Here is a 15,887-nt window from a genome sequence, read left to right on the forward strand (position 1 = left end):
ACCATGAGCGAGGACCTGTGGTCCCTCCATGCCCCGGTCGATGCGGAGCTCACCGCTCCGAAGGCCCTGACCGACAGCGTCACCCTCATCATCCCGACCTTCAACGAGTCGGGGAACATACGCGAGCTGCTGCGCCGGCTCGGTGACGCGCTCCCCGGAGACCTGCCCTGCGCGGTGCTGTTCGTGGACGACTCCACGGACGACACGCCCGCCGTCATCGAGAAGGCCGCCGCCGACCATTCCTTCCCGGTGTCCGTCCTGCACCGGGAGACGGCCGAGGGCGGTCTCGGCGGCGCCGTCGTCGAAGGCGTGAGGCGCGCCGACACCGACTGGATCGTCGTCATGGACGCCGACCTCCAGCACCCGCCCCACCTGGTGCCCGAACTCGTCGGCGAGGGCGTGCGCACCGGCGCCGACCTCGTCGTCGCCTCCCGCTACATCAGCGGCGGCAGCCGGGCCGGGCTCGCCGGGAGCTACCGCATCGCCGTCTCCCGCGCCGCGACCTGGCTGACCAAGGGGCTCTTCCCGCGTGCGCTGCGCGGGATCAGCGACCCGATGAGCGGCTTCTTCGCGATGCGACGCTCGGCCGTCACCGAGGAGACCCTGAAGCCGCTGGGCTACAAGATCCTGCTGGAGCTGGCGGTGCGCTGCCGTCCGGGCAGGGTCGCCGAGGTGCCGTTCGTCTTCCAGGACCGGTACTCGGGCGAGTCCAAGTCGACCGCCCGCGAGGGCATGCGCTTCCTCGCCCACCTCGCTGCGCTGCGCTCGGCGACCCCGCTGGCCCGCATGATCGGCTTCGGGCTGATCGGGCTCTCCGGGTTCGTCCCGAACCTGGGCGCGCTCTGGCTGCTCACCCATGGCGGGATGCACTACCTCCCGGCCGAGATCGTCGCCAACCAGGCGGGGGTCCTGTGGAACTTCCTCCTCATCGAGGCCCTGCTCTTCCGTGACCGGCGCCGGCACCGCCACTGGGCGGACCGGGTCGGGCGCTTCGCGCTGCTGGCCAATGCCGATCTGCTGCTGCGCATCCCGCTGATCGCGCTGTTCGTGGCCCGGTTCGGGATGGAGGTGCTGCCGGCCACCGCTCTGGCGCTGGTGACCACCTTCGTCCTGCGGTTCGTGGCCACCGAGGCCCTGGTCTATCTGCCGCGCCGCAGGTCGACCCGTCCGGACGTCCCGCCGGAGGCGGGCCGCCACACCAGGAGTTGAGCCGCACAGAAGGGAACCTTTCCATGCGTGCAACGATCCGGCGGAGGGCGGGGCGGAGGGCCGCCCTGCTCGCCGTCGGGGCGCTGACCGCGGGCCTGCTGCTCACCGCACCGCAGCAGGCCACGGCCGGTCCGCCCAATCTGCTCTCCAATCCCGGCTTCGAGACGGCCGGCGCCGCCGGCTCCGACATGCCGTCCTGCTGGTCCAAATCGGGCTGGGGCGACAACGACTTCACCTTCGCCACCGTCGCCGACGCGCACAGCGGCACCAAGGCGATGAAGGTCTCGCTCACCCGCCGTGCGGACGGCGACCGCAAGGCACTGGTCACCGAGAACAGCACCTGCGCCCCGACCGTCACGCCGGGCAAGCAGTACGACCTGTCCGCCTGGTACAAGTCGAACACCCCGGACGTGTCGGTGACCGTGTTCCGCCGTGACACGACGGCGGGCTGGCAGTACTGGACCGATCTGCAGAATCCGCCCGTCAGCGCGGCCTGGGCGCGCACGGAGGTCCGTACGCCGGTCGTTCCGCCGGGCACAGACAAGATCGCGTGGGGCCTGTCCGTCTACGGGGTGGGCACGCTCACGTCCGACGACTACGCGCTGGAGGAGGTGGGCGCGGCCCCGCCGCAGCCGGCGTGCTCGGGCACGGCCGAGGAGTGCGCCAAGGGCAAGTGGCAGGTGATCCCGGCGCAGAACCCGGTGCGTTCGATGCACGCGGTCGTGCTGAAGAACGGCAAGGTGCTGCTGATCGCGGGCTCCGGCAACGACATCGCCCAGTTCAACGCGGGTACCTTCACCTCCGCCGTCTACGACCCGGCGAACGGGTCCTTCAAGACGATCCCGACCCCGGTCGACATGTTCTGCGCGGGTCACGTGCAGCTGTCGGACGGCCGGGTGCTGGTGATGAGCGGCAACAAGGGCTATCCGTCGGCCGACGGCTCGATCGGCTACCAGGGGCTGAAGGACTCGTACACCTTCGATCCGGTCACCGAGAAGTACACGAGGACCAACGACATGAACGGCGGGCACTGGTACCCGTCGGCGACGGTCCTCGGCAACGGTGACGTGATCTCCTTCGGCGGGCTGAAGGAGGACTCCACGGGCAACGTGACCGCGGAGAAGTTCTCGGCGGCGCAGAACAAGTGGCTGCCGATGAACGAGGTCAACCAGACCTGGTCCTACTGGGGCCTGTACCCGTCGATGATCCTGATGCAGGACGGGCGGCTGTTCTACTCGGGCAGCCACACCTTCGGCAACGGCACCCCGGGCACCGGCGCCTCGGTCTACGACTACGCCGCCAACACCATCACCGACGTGCCGGGCCTGCGGAACAAGGACCAGCGCGACGAGTCGGCGAGCGTGCTGCTGCCCCCGGCCCAGGACCAGCGGGTGCTGACCATCGGCGGCGGCAACAACGAGACCAACCCGGCAGCGAACCGGATCACCGACATCATCGACCTGAAGAAGCCGAGCCCCGCCTACACGGCCGGCCCGGACCTGCCGCAGGGCCTGGTCGACACGGGCACCGGCAAGCGGCCGCAGACCGGCGCCGAGGGAAAGATGTACGTCTCCGCGGTGCTGCTGCCGGACGGCAAGGTGCTGGAGACCGGCGGCGGGCTGCACGACCGGGCCGATCCGGTCTTCGAGGCATCCTTCTTCGACCCGACGACCAACACCTACCAGGCGGGTCTGGCGACCGACCCGATCCCGCGGACCTACCACTCGGCGTCGTTCCTGATGCCGGACGGCCGGGTCATGTCGGTCGGCGACAACCCGGGCAACGGGACGTACAACCACAACGTGTCGATCTACACCCCGCCCTACCTGTTCAAGGGCGCCCGCCCGCAGATCACCTCGGTGATCGACACGCAGTGGGTGTACGGGGACACGCAGCGGATCACCGTCAACCGGCCGGTCGCCAAGGCGGAATTGATCCGCCCGGCGGCGGTGACGCACTCCTCGGACCCGAACCAGCGGTTCGTGGACCTGCCGATGACGGTGGACGGGAACAACATCGACCTGAACGTCACGAGCAATCCCAACCTGGCGCCGCCCGGCTGGTACATGCTCTTCGCGGTCGACGCGAACGGCGTCCCGTCGATCGCGACCTGGGTGCACCTGGGCGGCCCGTCCGCGCTGGCGGCCGCCCAGGAGCAGCCTTCCGCGCACCAGCACACCTTCGCGGACAGGCTGGGGCCGGCCAAGCAGAACCCGGCCAAGCGGGACTCCGCCCCGGTCGCGCCGGGCGTGGCGGGCTGCGACCGGCACTACGGCACGGTCAACGTGTGCGTACCGACCCGCTTCCCGGCCGAGGTGAAGGCGACGACGAAGGCCCGCTGCGACTGGCTGGCCTCCCACAAGTATCCGGGGCGCCTGAAGGTCAACGGCAGCGATCCGCTGCGCCTGGACCCCGACGGTGACGGCCACGCCTGCTGAACCCGGCACACGCGAAAGGGGCCCGGCCGCGTGCTGCGGCCGGGCCCCCTTGCGAGGTCAGTGCTGGTAGGCGGCGAGCGAGATGCCGACGTAGTGGGCCACGAAGGCGGCGAGGGTCAGCGAGTGGAAGACCTCGTGGAAGCCGAAGAAGCGGGGGGAGGGGTTCGGGCGCTTCATGCCGTAGATGACCCCGCCCGCGCTGTACAGGAGGCCGCCGACGATCACCAGGACCAGGACGGCGATCCCGCCGGTGCGCATGAAGTCGGGCAGGAAGAAGACCGCCGCCCAGCCCATGGCGATGTAGCAGGGGGTGTAGAGCCAGCGCGGCGCGCCGACCCAGAAGACACGGAAGGCGATGCCGGCGGCGGCCGCGATCCACACCGCCCACAGCAGGGTCCGCCCGGTGGAGGGCGGCAGCAGCAGGACGGTCAGCGGGGTGTAGGTGCCCGCGATGATCAGGAAGATGTTGGCGTGGTCGAGCCGGCGCAGGATGGCCTCGCCCCGCGGCCCCCAGGTGCCGCGGTGGTAGACCGCGCTCACGCCGAAGAGCAGGCAGGCCGTGAGGATGTACACCCCGCAGGCCACACGGGCCCGGGTGGAGTCGGTGAAGGCCATCAGTACCAGGCCGGCGACCACCACGGCGGGGAACATTCCCAGGTGGAGCCAGCCGCGCAGCAGTGGCTTGACCTCCAGGGCGGATTCGACGGCCTCCGCAGCCTGGACGACCGGGGATGCCTCGGTGACCGGTGCGGCCTCGGCGGCCGGGACGGCGGCGGCGTCAGAAGTCATGCGCGCCATGCTACCTACGGGTCCGTAGGTTTCCGTTAGTGGTCTTTACGGAAGATTGACGGACGTGGCAATGCTCACGTGAGAGGCCCTCTGGACATATGCGCACATCCACCGGATGATCAGATGAGTGCGGTCGACACCGGATGAGCGGAGCGCGAAGCGTCCGGGTCGCAGCCCCCACGGGGCCTACACCAAACAAACCCCTCAACAAGGAGCAATCGTGGCGCGCGACAACGCGGCTCCCACCATCCCGACGACTCACCAGGAGCTCATCTCCTGGGTGGACGAGATCGCAGCCCTCACCCAGCCGGACCGCGTCGTCTGGTGCGACGGCTCCGAGGGCGAGTACGAGCGCCTGTGCGAGGAGCTCGTCGCCAAGGGAACGTTCAAGAAGCTCGACGAGACGAAGCGCCCGAACTCCTACTACGCCGCCTCCGACCCCTCCGACGTCGCGCGCGTCGAGGACCGGACCTTCATCTGCTCCGAGAAGGAGGAGGACGCGGGCCCGACGAACCACTGGAAGGCCCCTTCCGAGATGAAGGAGATCTTCGCGGGGGAGAAGGGCATCTTCCGCGGCTCCATGAAGGGCCGGACGATGTACGTCGTCCCGTTCTGCATGGGCCCCCTCGGCTCCGAGCTCTCCGCGATCGGCGTCGAGATCACCGACTCCGCCTACGTCGCCGTCGCGATGCGCACCATGACCCGCATGGGCAAGGCCGTCCTCGACGAACTCGGCACCGACGGGTTCTTCGTCAAGGCCGTCCACACCCTCGGCGCTCCGCTCGCCGAGGGCGAGGCCGACGTGCCGTGGCCCTGCAACACCACCAAGTACATCTCGCACTTCCCGGAGACCCGCGAGATCTGGTCCTACGGATCCGGCTACGGCGGCAACGCCCTCCTCGGCAAGAAGTGCTACGCCCTGCGCATCGCGTCCGTCATGGCCCGCGACGAGGGCTGGCTCGCCGAGCACATGCTGATCCTCAAGCTCACCCCGCCGGCCGGCGAGGGCGAAACGAAGTACGTCGCCGCCGCCTTCCCGTCCGCCTGCGGCAAGACCAACCTCGCCATGCTGGAGCCCACGATCCCCGGCTGGACGGTCGAGACCATCGGCGACGACATCGCCTGGATGCGCTTCGGCGAGGACGGCCGCCTCTACGCGATCAACCCCGAGGCCGGCTTCTTCGGCGTCGCCCCCGGCACCGGCGAGCACACCAACGCCAACGCCATGAAGACCATGTACGCCAACACCGTCTTCACCAACGTCGCGCTCACCGACGACGGCGACGTGTGGTGGGAGGGCATGACCGAAGAGGCGCCCGCGCACCTCATCGACTGGAAGGGCAACGACTGGACTCCGGCCTCGGAGACCCCGGCCGCCCACCCCAACGCCCGCTTCGCCGTCCCGGCCTCCCAGTGCCCGACGATCGCCGCCGAGTGGGAGGACCCCAAGGGCGTCCCGATCTCCGCGATCCTCTTCGGCGGCCGCCGCGCCTCCGCCGTGCCGCTGGTCACCGAGTCCTTCGACTGGAACCACGGCGTCTTCATCGGCTCGAACATCGCCTCCGAGAAGACCGCCGCCGCCGAGGGCAAGGTCGGCGAACTGCGCCGCGACCCCTTCGCCATGCTGCCGTTCTGCGGCTACAACATGGGCGACTACATGGCCCACTGGGTCAAGGTCGCCGCCGACAAGGACCAGGCCAAGCTCCCGAAGATCTACTACGTGAACTGGTTCCGCAAGAACGACGCGGGCAAGTTCGTGTGGCCCGGCTTCGGCGAGAACAGCCGCGTCCTGAAGTGGATCGTCGGCCGCCTCGACGGCACCGCCGAAGGCGTGGAGACCCCCATCGGCGTCCTGCCGACCAAGGACTCCCTCGACCTCGACGGCCTCGACCTCCCGGCCGAGGACCTCGACTTCCTCCTCACCGTCGACAAGGAGGTCTGGCGCGAGGAGGCCGCCCTGGTCCCCGAGCACCTGAACACCTACGGCGACCACACTCCCAAGGAGCTGTGGGACCAGTACCACGCACTCGTGGAGCGCCTGGGCTGAGCCAGGACGCGCCCTGAAGAAGGGCCATTGAACGTGGGAGCCCCCGACCAAGCGGCGCCCACCGCTGTGGGAGCCCCCGACCAAGCGGCGCCCACCGCAGCACCGGCCTGTCAGGAAGAGCGTCCGCGCTCCTCCAGATAGGCCGTGTGCGTCTGCTGACGGCGGGCCTCTGCTTCGCGGAGGTCCGCCGTCACGCTTTCCGCCTCCTCGTACAGCAGGTCCAGCTGACGCTTCAGGTGGCGCTCCGGCGACTCCCCGCCCGGAGTGAGCCGGTTCCACCAGCGGGTCCGGTTGTAGGTGTCCACGCACTCCGGCACGTCACGCCGGATCGCCCGGGACAGGGCGTGCACCGCCTCCGGCTCGGTGGCCAGGACCTCCGCCACCCACCCCGGCTCCAGCAGCGCCCCGTACAGCTCCAGCAGTCCGGCCCACCGGCCCCCGGCCGCCGTCGGCAGCTCCACCTCGCCCAGGTACTCCCGCAGCCGCGCGAAGTCCGCGCGCAGGGCGCCGACCTCCTCGCTCGGATCGAAGGGCGGCGGCGCCGTCCGCTCCGGCGGGGCGATCAGCGCGCCCGCCCCGTACAGTCCGGCGATCACCACCGGCCAGTACGCGCCGGCCACCCCGGCGAGGGTCAGACCCAGCCCCACCACGCCGCAGGCGGAGCCGGCCAGGTTCTTCCCCGACTCCAGGTACGCCAGGACCCGGCCCCGCCTACTGGTAGCCACGGATCTCCTCGAAGGCTCCGGCCAGCGAACTGTTGCCGCCGGTGGCGTCGAAGAGCCGCCCGCCGGTCAGTTCCGTGATGTGGGTGAGCTCCTTGCGGTCCGAGTCGCCGAACAGCACCGCGAAGACCGGCGTCTGCTTCCGGTCCGGCGGCAGGGCCGCGTAGAACGAGTCGAAGTGCTTCGCCCCGACGCCCTCGGTGTTCTCACCGTCCGTCATCAGCACGATCGAGGTGAACGCGTCCCCGCCGCCCTGGCCGAGGTGCTGGTACGCCGCCTCCAGGCTGCCGTAGACCGCCGTACCCCCCTCCGGCTCCAGCGACTTCACATCACCCCGGATCGCGTCCAGGGCCGGTCCCGGGTTCCCGGGCTCGACGACGTGCGTCCGCACCTTCTTCACCTTGGACCCGAAGGGCAGCAGCGTCACCTCCTCACGGTCCCGGAACCGCTGCCCGGTACCCGAACTCCCCGAGCCCGTCAGATCGGTGAGCGCCGACTTCAGCCGCCCGATCCGGTCCTCGTCGCTCATCGAACCCGAGGTGTCCAGCACGTACACCGTCCGCGAGGGCCGGCGCAGCTCGTTCTCGTACGAGGCCAGCAGCCCGTCGGCGACCGACCGCGAACCGGGGAAGGGCAGCTCGCGCCGCTTCTCGGCGTCCAGCCCGGCGGCCGGCGCCACCCCGGCCGCCACCGGGCGGCGGAAGGTCTGCTCGGTGATCGCCTTCTGCGCCTCGGGACCGCGCAGGTACTCGGTCAGCGCCCGCCCCGCGTCACGGGCCCCGGCCGGGGCCGAGGTCAGCAGGGTCAGCGGATAGTGGGCGGTGACCACACCGTCGCGCGGCCGGATCACCGTCAGCGGCGCCCCGGCGCCCTTCGCGTCCCGGTTCATGGACAGCAGCACCGACTCGTAGTTCACCAGCGCGTCCACGTCCCCGCGCCTGCCGTACGCGGTCGCCAGCCAGCCGGAGGAGCCCGAGGTCAGCTTCTGCCCGGCGAAGAACTCCTTCAGCTTCGGCCCGGCCGACCGCACGTCGGCGTCGCTCAGGGCCGCCTGCGCGCCCGACAGCCCCGACGCCACCGACACCAGCGCGGAGAAACCGGAGTTGGAGCGCACCGGGTCCGTCATCCCGTACGTCAGCCTCCCGGCGGCGACGGCCTCGTGCACCGCCGGCCAGGTGACCTCCCCGGGCTTCCAGCCGAGCCGGGCCAGTGCCTCCGGCCTCACCCCGAGCGCGACCGGCGAGGACATCACCGGGGTCTCGCTGGAGAGCTTCCCGGCGGCCTCCGGCCGCAGCCGCAGGTAGTCGTTGGAGGACAGCCAGACCGCGTCGTACGTGCCGTCCGCCTTCCCCGAGGCCACCTGCTCGGCCGCGTCCAGGGTCCCCGACCAGGTGAGCTTCACGGTGACCCCGGTGGCGGCCCTGGCGGCCTTCAGCACGGGTTCCATGTCGCTGAGCTCGCTGGAGGCCAGCACCCGCAGGGTGCCCTCCTTGTAGGCCGTCTCCGCCGGCTCGGCCGCACCCCCGGAGGTGCAGGCCGTCGCCGCCGTGAACACGGCGAGGGCGAGCCCGAGCGTCAGGCCCGTCCGGCGCAGCCGACGGCCCGGCCGCGGGGGCCGGGGCAGAGCCCCCGCCGCCGCCCGTACCCGCCCGGCCGCGCTCACTGCGCACCGCCTTCGAGCGCACCGGCGGTCCGGGTACGGGCCAGATGCGCCGAGGCGGTCTGCAGCTCCCCGGCCAGCGACTCCACCGTCGCGGCCATGTTCTGCGTCGCCTGCAGCTTGAACGCGTCGATCGCGTCCAGCGTCCGGTAGATCTGCGCGAACGCCGTCCGCAGCGTCTCCGCGCCCACCGCCGGGTCCGCCGCGATCCGCTGGATCTCGCCGCTCTGCGTGGACAGCATCTCCGCGTTGCCCCGGATCAGCTCCTCGGTGGTCCCCTTCAGGGCGTTGACCTGCTCGACCACCTTGCGCTGGTTGTCGAGGGCCGAGGCCAGCATCACGGCGATCCGCAGCGCGGACACGGTGGTGGTGGCGGCCCGGTCGACGCCCTTGATCAGCTCGTCGTTGTTGCGCCGGACCACGTCCATCGCCAGGTAGCCCTGCGCACAGACGGCCAGCTGCGTCAGCAGGTCCTGGTGCTTCTGCCGGACCGGGAAGAGCACGTCCGCGCGCAGCGCGTCGGCCGCACCCGGATCGGTGTGCTCCGCCTCGGCGATCCGCCGCTCGACGGCGCCGTCCACGGCCTCGGTGAGGACGGCGTACTCCTGGAGCTTGCCCATGGTCTCCCACAGGCGCGAGCGCTCGGTGTGCAGGGCCGCGTTGTCGCGGCGCAGTTCGTCCTGGCCGCTGCGCAGCGAGCCCACGATCCTGTTGAGGGTGGCCTGCGAGGAGGCGTACTTCGCCACGTGGTCGCGGAACCGGTTGCCGCCCGGCAGCTTCGCGAGGAGCCGGCCCATCCCCCTGGCGGGCGTGTCCCGCGGGTCGAGGTCCTCGACGGTGCGGCGCAGCTCGACCAGGGACCCGGCGACGCGGGCCTGGGCGTCACCGCCGCCGTCGGAGCCCAGCGAGCGCACGGCCCGCTCCAGCATCCGGTTGGACTGCTGGGCGGCGGTGCGGACGTCGGCCGAGCCGAGTGCGGCCATCTCGCCGATGCGCTGGGCGAATTCGGGGGAGCGGGCGTCGATCGTGGCGAGCGAGCCGACGTACTCCCCGGCCCGGCGGGCCATCTCCTCGCGGACGCCGTCCTGCAGCGGGACCAGGCCGGCGGCCTGCTCCCTGCGGACGGGTGCGACGGGCTCCGGAGGGCTCAGGCGGAAGGACGTGTCCTCGGGCGGTGTCAGTGTCATGGCATGTCCCCCTGGCCCTTGGCGCGCTGGGCCAGCGCCATCAGGATCCTGACGGTGGGTGTGCCGACCTGGCGGATGCCGGTCAGCCCCGTGTTGAGGTGGGCGGTGTGCGGTGCGGTCGCGGCGGTGAACTCGGCCACGCCCTCCTGCGGGCGGAAGCCGCGGAGCACGGCCAGCTCGCGCAGCTTCGGATCGGTGGCGAGGAGGCTGCCCAGCTCCCTCGCCTTCTCGGTCAGCGGGACGAAGGTGTGCGCCGAGTTGACGGTGGTGTCCGGGTAGAGCACGACCATCTCGCCCGGATCCTGCTTCTGGAGCAGCAGCGAGGCCACCTGGGACTCGTACACCAGGATCAGCGGTTCGCCGCTGCCGCTGATGAAGGCCCGGAAGGGGTCGTCGGTGCTGGGCTCCAGGGCGCCCTGGACGGAGATCAGCTTCCGCATCAGGGGCGCGGTACGGGCGATGCCGGCATCGTCGGCGACCACGCTGTTGCCGTTGGCGACGTTGGACGTGGCGGCGAGGAACAGGGCGCCGGAGTTGGACGAGGCAGGGTCGGTGGTCTTGATGAACACCGTGCCGGTCAGCTCCGGGTGGGCCGCGGAGCCGGGCAGCTGCTGCCAGGTGCGGTCCTCGCCGGCGGCCGCCAGGAAGGGGCCCATGAGCAGGGTCCCGGAGTTCTTGCCGGTCATCCGGGCGAGGCCGTTGTCGGCGAGCACCTTCGCGGCGCCCGGGCGGGCGATGACGACGAGCGGGGAGTAGAACGGCCTGGTCTCCTGGGCCCCCTTGAGCCCGGCGGCGGCCGCCACTTCCTTGGCGGGTTCACTGCTGCTGGGGAAGGCGAAGTCGAACTCCTTGAGGGCGAGCTGGTCCATCGCCCAGGAGCCCGAGGTCTCCGTCTTCACGGTGTAGCCCTTGGCGGCAAGGGCCTTGACGACATCGGGGTCGCGGAAGAATTCGGACTTCTCCGAGCCGATGACGCCACGCACGGTCTTCGTTGCCGTGGTTTCTGGGTGATCCTGCCCCTGGAAGGCGACGACGTAGAGCACGCCGCCGATCAGGAGGAGGCCCAGGACGATTCCTAGGATGCGTCTCACGGGTGCAGCGTGCTCGCGGAAACCCACATTCCGCGCCGCGTCGAATGAACGTCAGGTGTCCAGGCGGTCCCACTTCGAAATGCTGTGTGGGCCCGTGGGTGCTGGTGGGCGGGCCGGTCGCCCGGGAGGATCGGGGCATGGGCGTGAGCGCGTTGAAGTGGCAGGGCTGGCTGGTCGGCCTGATGACGGTGGCCGGGCTGCTGGTGTTCGCCCCGCTGGGCCTGTACGTGTGGGCGAGCGGCGGCGATCCGCCGCAGGCACCGCCGCGGCCGGCGGTGGAGGACGTACGGGTCACCGGGTGCCGCATCGATCCGGCCAGCCGCCGGGTGGTGGCCGCGGTGACGGCGACGGGGCGGGCCGAGGGCCCCGGCGCGTACGTCGTCACGGTGGAGTTCCGTGACCGTGCCGAGGCGGACCCGGACCGGCGCGCCGCGCAGGCCCTGGTGAAGATCCCGGGTGTGGCCCCGGGCGCGACCGAGTACGGGGAAGCGGTCGGCCCGGTGTGGCCGGTGGCGACGGTGCCCTGGTGCGGGGTCGCCGGCGCGGAGTTCGCGCAGACGTCCTAGCGTGAATGCGGCAGGGCGTCGCCACCGGTCCTCACCGTGTGGCGTCAGCCGTCGTCGTTCACTTCACCTTGACGACGACGGTGCTGCACACCTTGTCGGCGAAGGTCTGCTTCTTCTCGTCCCACAGCGGCCACAGCCAGCCGACGTAGCAGGCCGCACTGTCGAGGAAGTGGGCCAGCTTGCGGACGAAGGCCATGCCGAAGCCGAGGGTGGCCCCGTCGGCCTCGCGGTGCAGGCTGATGCCGACGATCTTCTTGCCGATCGTCTGGCCCGTGCTGCCTTCCTTGTGCAGCTGGAAGAAGCCCATGCCGATGGCGTACAGGAAGCCGACCAGGCTGAGCACCCCGGCGATCGCCTCGGTCGACTCGTCGGTGGCGACGGCCGCGCCGATACCGATCAGCGCGTACATCGGGCCCGCGATGATCAGGACGTCGAGCAGGTACGCGCCGAAGCGCAGACCCCAGTGGGCCAGCGGCGGCATCCCCGTGCCCGGCATGCCCGGCATCCCCGGCGGCGGGTACGCGCCGTACTGCGGCGCAGCCTGCTGCGGGTAGCCGTACTGCGGGACCGCGCCCTGCGGCGGCTGCTGCGGGTAGCCGTACTGCGGGGGCACGCCCTGCGGGGCCTGCTGCGGGTGGCCGGGCTGACCCTGCGGGGGCTGCTGGCCGTACGGGTTGTTCGGGTCGCCGAAGCTCATGGGCGAATCCCTCCAGAATGCTCGAACGGGGACGAAGCGGAGTGGAGGAGATGGACCATGTGGAGCGGCCTCCCCCGTGCTGCCGCGATCTTTCAGGCCTCATCGTGTTCGGAGCACCGGGATTCTGTCCAATTTTCGCCCCTGGCACCGGGGCAGGGGGCGCGCCGCGGGACGGTCGCGGGGGTGTGCGCGAGGAAGGTGGCACCCGGTCCGGAGCCTCCGCGGCCCCGGACCGGGGCCGTCTAGAGGGCGCCGGCCAGGTCCGGGGACTGCAGGGCGGCGGCGTGCGCGTCCATGCGCTCGGCGGCGAGGATCGCGACGGTGGTGTCGGCGCGGGACGCGGCGACGAGGAGTGCGCGGGCGGCGAGGTCGTGCGCGCGCCGGTGCAGCGCGGCGGCGTCCTCGGCGGAGTGCCGCGACGCACGGGCGGGCTGGGCCCCGCGCAGGCGCGCGACCTGTGCGGCGATCTCGGCGGCTGCGCCGTCTTCGAGATCGAGCTCGTCGGTGACGGCGAGAAGGGCCGCGAGGTGGCCGGCGAGCTGGATGTCCAGCGCTTCGCCGCGGCTGCTGTGCGGGTAGTCGGCCGGGGTGGCGCCCATGCGGTGGACGACCGGCTTCGTGCGGATCGGCTCGTACATGAGGTGGCCTCCTGCGTGGTCAGGAGACCATCCTACATTGGAATGGTTCTAAAGTTGAGCTGAATCCTGTTGTTGGGGGACGTGTCTCGCCGGATGGACTCCGGCGAGACGGCCCGTGCGCGGCTACAGCTGGCTGTAGCCGTCCAGGAAGTTCCCGATCCGCGTCACTGCGTCGGCCAGATCCTTGGCGTTCGGCAGGGTCACGATCCGGAAGTGGTCGGGCTCGGGCCAGTTGAAGCCCGTACCGTGCACCACCATGATCTTCTCCGCCCGCAGCAGATCGAGGACCATCTGCCGGTCGTCCTTGATCTTGTAGACCGCCGGGTCCAGCTTCGGGAACGCGTACAGTGCGCCCTTCGGCTTCACGCAGGTGACGCCCGGGATCTGGGTGAGCAGGTCGTACGCGACGTTGCGCTGCTCCAGGATCCGCCCGCCGGGCAGGACCAGGTCCTCGATCGACTGCCGGCCGCCGAGCGCGGTGGCCACGGCGTACTGCGAGGGCATGTTCGCGCACAGGCGCATGTTCGCGAGGATCGTGAGGCCCTCGATGTAGCAGGTGGCGTGCTTCTTGGGGCCGCAGACCGCCATCCAGCCGGCCCGGTAGCCGGCGACGCGGTAGTTCTTCGAGAGCCCGTTGAAGGTCAGCGTCAGCAGGTCCGGGGCGATGGCGGCGGTGTTGTGGTGCACGGCGCCGTCGTAGAGGATCCGGTCGTAGATCTCGTCCGAGCAGACGACCAGATTGTGGCGGCGCGCGATGTCCGTGAGCCCGCGCAGCATCTCTTCGTCGTAGACGGCGCCGGTCGGGTTGTTCGGGTTGATGATCACGATCGCCTTGGTGCGATCGGTGACCTTGCGCTCGATGTCGGCGAGGTCGGGCATCCAGTCGGACTGCTCGTCGCACCGGTAGTGCACGGCCGTGCCGCCGGCGAGGGAGACGGAGGCGGTCCACAGCGGGTAGTCCGGAGCGGGGACCAGTACCTCGTCGCCGTCGTCGAGCAGCGCCTGCATCGACATCTGGATCAGCTCGGAGACGCCGTTGCCGAGGTAGATGTCCTCGACGTCCAGGTCGATGCCCTTGGTCTGGTAGTGCTGCATGACCGCGCGGCGCGCGGAGAGCAGCCCCTTCGCGTCACCGTAACCGTGGGCGGAGCCCAGGTTGCGGAGCATGTCCTCAAGGATCTCCGGAGGGCAGTCGAAGCCGAAGGCCGCGGGGTTGCCCGTGTTGAGCTTGAGGATGCGATGACCTGCTGCTTCGAGCCGCATCGCCTCTTCGAGCACGGGGCCGCGGATCTCGTAACAGACATTGGCGAGTTTGGTTGACTGGATCACCTGCATGACGGGAGCTTACGGGCCCCGGTGCGAGCTTGACGTGTGTTTTCGAAGAGAGACCTGAGGGGCGATTTGCCCCATTTCGGGTAATGGGTGGGTGGGGAACGGATCCCCCCTTGGAATCCTGGGCCGCGCCCGCGTCCCGACCTGCGGAATGGGTGGGGCGCAAGCGTGCGAGAGCGCATGGTGTTGCGCTCGTCACCCGGGTGGCGCCGGAGATTGGGAGTGACTGAGTACGCCGCATGAGTACGAGGGATGAGTACGCGCACTCATGCGGGCGGCGGTGCCGCGGTGGAGGCTGGGTGCATGAACCAGGGCGAGTGGAAGCCGGCGGACTACCGACGGCGTACCGAACGGGTCGGCGTGGTCGTCGTCGCCGTGGCGGCCGCCCTCATGGTGGCGGGGGTCGTCCTCATGGGGCTGCTCCTGCTGGTGTTCCTGAACAGCGGCAACTGAGGGGCGCGAGACAGTGGTTTTCGTAGTCGGTGACATGGAGATCGCCACGGTCGGCACGGATGGCGACGACCGGGCGATCGAGTTCCTGGTCAGGCCGGAGGGTTTCGTGGAGGAGGGCCACTTCGCGATCTCCCGCGAACACGACCAGGGCTGGGAAGCGGCCCGCCTCACCATCGCCCCCGAGTCGGGCAGCGTCCCGCTGGCCGCGGTGGAGTGGGCGGTGGAGTTCGCCCGCGAGTACCTCTGAGAGGGCGGGACGGGGCGTTCGGGGGTGCCGGCGCGCGGGGGTGGCTTCGGGGGCGGGGGCTTCGGTGGGCGGGGTTTCGGTGGGCGGGGTTTCGGTGGGGCGGTGGTCAGGGATGTGTATGGGGGTTTCCCGTCAGTCCCATCGTCTCTCCGTGTCGGGCCGGCCCCTCAAGGGCGCTCCCTTCGGTCGCGTCGCTTCGCGATGTCGCTGCGCTCCACCCTTGACCGCCCGTCCCGCCCCGGAAAGTCGAAGACTGCCGGGAAACCCCCAAAGGAACGGGCCGGGGGATGCTTTCCAGGGACGGGGCGGTCGGAGATGCACGGCCTCGTCCCGGTCGGGCATGTCCCTGAGGCGGGGCCCATGGGAGAGGCCGGCCGGGTCGGGGGTAGCGCGTCCAATCGCTACGCGCTCCTCACGTCTCAGCGTCCGACGACCGTCCGGGGTTGGACATAGACCGCCCACGAGCCGTGGATGCTTGCCGCTGACGGCGACCGGCGGCCGGCCGGGGCTGATCGGGACCGGTGGGAGGGACTGACCGCCGGTACTTCACCTATTCCGTAGTGAATCCGGGTCAGGGCGAGGACGACTCCACGAAACGGCGCCCAGACAACCGCAATTGGGGCAAACTGCTGGCCCTTTGGGTCGCCCGCCCTTGCTGACCCGGTTCCACTACCGAATAGCCGTAGTCGCAGGCGTTTCCTGCTTCCGACGGCCGCCGGACGCAGTCAATGAGGAGTCCCACGGCTCGTGGGCGGCCTATGTCCAGCCCCAGACGGACCGCAGACGCCGAGACGTGCGAAGCGCGTAGCGA

The 15,887-nt window shown here is 70.6% G+C and carries 14 protein-coding genes; 6 read left to right on the forward strand and 8 right to left on the reverse strand.

From position 1 onward, the window contains the following. The first annotated feature begins 3 nt into the window (after positions 1 to 3). Positions 4 to 1,209, forward strand: coding sequence for a glycosyltransferase (locus tag ACWGE1_RS20175; protein WP_453421851.1), 1,206 nt, complete (start codon positions 4 to 6; stop codon positions 1,207 to 1,209). A gap of 23 nt (positions 1,210 to 1,232) precedes the next feature. Beyond that, positions 1,233 to 3,647, forward strand: a complete 2,415-nt coding sequence (locus ACWGE1_RS20180) for a galactose oxidase-like domain-containing protein (RefSeq protein WP_453421852.1) — start codon at positions 1,233 to 1,235, stop codon at positions 3,645 to 3,647. 57 nt (positions 3,648 to 3,704) lie between these two features. Here the strand turns inward: ACWGE1_RS20180 and trhA are convergent, their stop codons facing one another. After that, positions 3,705 to 4,445, reverse strand: coding sequence for a PAQR family membrane homeostasis protein TrhA (trhA, locus tag ACWGE1_RS20185; protein ID WP_453421853.1), 741 nt, complete (start codon positions 4,443 to 4,445; stop codon positions 3,705 to 3,707). 211 nt (positions 4,446 to 4,656) lie between these two features. On the opposite strand from trhA, the gene ACWGE1_RS20190 reads away from it, so the two are divergent. After that, positions 4,657 to 6,483, forward strand: a complete 1,827-nt coding sequence (locus tag ACWGE1_RS20190) for a phosphoenolpyruvate carboxykinase (GTP) (protein ID WP_453421854.1) — start codon at positions 4,657 to 4,659, stop codon at positions 6,481 to 6,483. A 110-nt stretch (positions 6,484 to 6,593) separates the two neighbouring features. On the opposite strand, the gene ACWGE1_RS20195 is transcribed toward ACWGE1_RS20190, so the two are convergent. The 4 genes from ACWGE1_RS20195 to ACWGE1_RS20210 form a co-directional block, all read right to left on the reverse strand. Beyond that, positions 6,594 to 7,208 carry a hypothetical protein gene (locus ACWGE1_RS20195; protein ID WP_453421855.1) on the reverse strand — a complete coding sequence of 205 codons (615 nt, stop codon included), beginning with the start codon at positions 7,206 to 7,208 and terminating at the stop codon, positions 6,594 to 6,596. Further along, the gene (locus tag ACWGE1_RS20200) at positions 7,195 to 8,799 is read right to left on the reverse strand and encodes a substrate-binding and vWA domain-containing protein (RefSeq protein ID WP_453421865.1); all 1,605 of its coding nucleotides are present in this window, start codon (positions 8,797 to 8,799) and stop codon (positions 7,195 to 7,197) included. The genes ACWGE1_RS20195 and ACWGE1_RS20200 overlap by 14 nt, the downstream gene beginning before the upstream one ends. 65 nt (positions 8,800 to 8,864) lie before the next feature. Continuing rightward, entirely contained in the window at positions 8,865 to 10,052 is a 1,188-nt protein-coding gene (locus tag ACWGE1_RS20205) for a toxic anion resistance protein (RefSeq protein ID WP_453421856.1), read from the reverse strand. Next, complete coding sequence (locus ACWGE1_RS20210) at positions 10,049 to 11,143, reverse strand: hypothetical protein (RefSeq protein WP_453421857.1); 1,095 nt, start codon at positions 11,141 to 11,143, stop codon at positions 10,049 to 10,051. The genes ACWGE1_RS20205 and ACWGE1_RS20210 overlap by 4 nt, the downstream gene beginning before the upstream one ends. Before the next feature lie 143 nt (positions 11,144 to 11,286). Here ACWGE1_RS20210 and ACWGE1_RS20215 point away from each other — a divergent pair, with 143 nt between their 5' ends. Further along, the gene (locus ACWGE1_RS20215) at positions 11,287 to 11,709 is read left to right on the forward strand and encodes a hypothetical protein (RefSeq protein ID WP_453421858.1); all 423 of its coding nucleotides are present in this window, start codon (positions 11,287 to 11,289) and stop codon (positions 11,707 to 11,709) included. 58 nt (positions 11,710 to 11,767) lie between these two features. On the opposite strand, the gene ACWGE1_RS20220 is transcribed toward ACWGE1_RS20215, so the two are convergent. The 3 genes from ACWGE1_RS20220 to ACWGE1_RS20230 form a co-directional block, all read right to left on the reverse strand. Beyond that, positions 11,768 to 12,406, reverse strand: coding sequence for an RDD family protein (locus tag ACWGE1_RS20220; protein ID WP_453421859.1), 639 nt, complete (start codon positions 12,404 to 12,406; stop codon positions 11,768 to 11,770). Between the two features lie 242 nt (positions 12,407 to 12,648). After that, the gene (locus tag ACWGE1_RS20225) at positions 12,649 to 13,044 is read right to left on the reverse strand and encodes an SCO4983 family protein (RefSeq protein WP_453421860.1); all 396 of its coding nucleotides are present in this window, start codon (positions 13,042 to 13,044) and stop codon (positions 12,649 to 12,651) included. Between the two features lie 123 nt (positions 13,045 to 13,167). After that, positions 13,168 to 14,379, reverse strand: coding sequence for a pyridoxal phosphate-dependent aminotransferase (locus ACWGE1_RS20230; protein WP_453421861.1), 1,212 nt, complete (start codon positions 14,377 to 14,379; stop codon positions 13,168 to 13,170). A gap of 300 nt (positions 14,380 to 14,679) precedes the next feature. On the opposite strand from ACWGE1_RS20230, the gene ACWGE1_RS20235 reads away from it, so the two are divergent. Together ACWGE1_RS20235 and ACWGE1_RS20240 are read left to right on the forward strand one after the other, a co-directional pair. Beyond that, positions 14,680 to 14,829, forward strand: a complete 150-nt coding sequence (locus tag ACWGE1_RS20235) for a hypothetical protein (RefSeq protein WP_453421862.1) — start codon at positions 14,680 to 14,682, stop codon at positions 14,827 to 14,829. A 13-nt stretch (positions 14,830 to 14,842) separates the two neighbouring features. Beyond that, on the forward strand, positions 14,843 to 15,076 hold the full coding sequence (locus ACWGE1_RS20240; protein WP_453421863.1) for a hypothetical protein: 234 nt from the start codon (positions 14,843 to 14,845) through the stop codon (positions 15,074 to 15,076). Positions 15,077 to 15,887: the final 811 nt, after the last annotated feature.

The sequence above is a fragment of the Streptomyces sp. NPDC054932 genome, assembly GCF_053610205.1.